Below are 1,909 nucleotides of genomic sequence, written 5' to 3' on the forward strand. Positions count from 1 at the left end.
ACCTCGAGCTCCGCGCCCGGCTGGGCCCGACCAGCTGACCTTGCGATCATTCGTCGCTTCTTGCCAAGCTCTGCGCCGGACGCGCCGCATTTCAGGCTCTTCTGCTCGATGTGTGGGTGGTTTGAGCGTGCCGTGAGTGGCGCACGCCGTTCCCTGTCTAGGTTTCTGAGCTGTCAAGGAACAGGAACCGTGAGCAGGAGAACGGCGTGCGTGAGAACAGCTTATGGCGTGCGGTTTTGGCGGTCGACAAGACGGTCATCGAGGCCGTCGAGTTCGACGAGGACGAGCAGGTCGTGGTCGTGTCGGTGCGTCCGGTGGCGCGGCTGCGGGGCCGGTGTGGGCGCTGCGGGCGCCGGTGCCGGGGGTATGACCAGGGGCGTGGTGAGCGGCGCCGGTGGCGGGGGCTGGACCTGGGCACGGTCCGGGTCTGGCTGGAGGCCGACTCGGTGCGGGTGGAGTGCCCCGAGCACGGGGTGGTGGTCGCTCATGTCCCGTGGGCCCGCCACGACGCCGGCCATACGTACGCGTTCGATGATCAGGTGGCGTGGTTGGCCACCCAGACGTCGAAGACCGCGGTCACCCAGCTGATGCGGATCACCTGGCGCACGGTGGGATCGATCATCGCCCGGGTCTGGGCCGATGTCGACGCGGTGGTCGACCGGTTCGAGGGGCTGCGCCGGATCGGAATCGATGAGATCTCCTACCGCAAGCGCCACCATTACCTCACCGTCGTGGTCGACCACGACACCGGACGGCTGCTGTGGGCCAAGGCCGGGCGCACCAAGGACACCGTGCGCGCCTTCTTCGACACCCTCGGCCCCGACCGCAGCCGGCAGTTGACGCACGTGTCCGCCGACGGCGCCACCTGGATCACCGCCGTCGTGGCCGAGCGTGCCCCGCAGGCCGTCTTGTGCGCCGACCCGTTCCACATCGTCGCCTGGGCCACCGACGCCCTGGACACCGTCCGCCGCCAAGTATGGAACACCGCCCGCCGCGCCCCCGGCGGATCGCGTCCGGAAAGCAAGGGACGATCCCGGCCCATCAACATCGCCCAAGGCGACGCACGCGCACTCAAACGAGCCCGCTACGTGTTGTGGAAGAACCCCGAAAACCTCACCGACCGCCAGCAGACCAAACTCGCCTGGATCGCCAAGACCCACCCCTACCTGCACCGCGCCTACCTCCTCAAGGAAGGCCTCAGAACCGTCTTCAAACTCACCGGCCACCAAGCCAAACACGCCCTGCAACGGTGGCTGCGGTGGACAGCCCGCTCCCGCATCCCCGAATACGTCCAGCTCGGCCGCCGCATCCGCAACCACCTGCCCGCCATCCACGCCAGCCTCGACCACGGCCTGTCCAACGCCCTCATCGAATCCACCAACACCAAAATCCGACTCATCACCCGCATCGCCTACGGCTTCGGCAACCCCGACAACCTCATCGCCATGGCACTGCTGACCCTCGGCGGTCACCGCCCCCAGCTCCCAGGACGCCCATGACCAGCCCCACACATCAGGCAGGAGAACCCCTTTTCCTGCGGTCCCGCGAAGGCGCGGCCGGCCGGGCTGCCATCCCCCAGCCGGCCGCGCACCGCGGAGTGCCACCTCCCCTTTGGCCGGCGTGTCCGTCGACCTCTACCGCCTGCCACCCGCACCAGCACCCCGGCGCGCCGTCCTTCGACGTGACGAAAGACCTGGGCTACGGCACACAGCCAGACAGCCCCCAAGGCTGACAATCAGCGGGCGATGCAATCGGCCAGGTGATCGTTGACGATCCCACTCGCCTGCATCAGTGCGTACGCCGTCGTCGGGCCCACGAACACGAAGCCCTTCTTCTTCAGAGCCTTCGACATCGCAACGGACTCCGGAGTGGTCGCCGGTACGTCGGCCAACGTCTTCGGCGCGGCCCG

At 68.2% G+C, this 1,909-nt stretch carries 2 protein-coding genes; one reads left to right on the top strand and one right to left on the bottom strand.

The features are described 5' to 3' along the window. The first annotated feature begins 206 nt into the window (after positions 1-206). Positions 207-1,499: an ISL3 family transposase gene (locus tag VGR06_RS40735; RefSeq protein WP_327564597.1), complete on the top strand. Its 1,293-nt coding sequence runs from the start codon at positions 207-209 to the stop codon at positions 1,497-1,499. A 236-nt stretch (positions 1,500-1,735) separates the two neighbouring features. Here the strand turns inward: VGR06_RS40735 and VGR06_RS40740 are convergent. Further along, positions 1,736-1,909, bottom strand: a 174-nt coding sequence (locus VGR06_RS40740) for a DNA-3-methyladenine glycosylase I (RefSeq protein WP_327564598.1), incomplete at its 5' end; no start/stop codon positions are given.

Source organism: Actinophytocola sp. (genome assembly GCF_036002505.1).
Lineage (GTDB): Bacteria > Actinomycetota > Actinomycetes > Mycobacteriales > Pseudonocardiaceae > DASYTH01.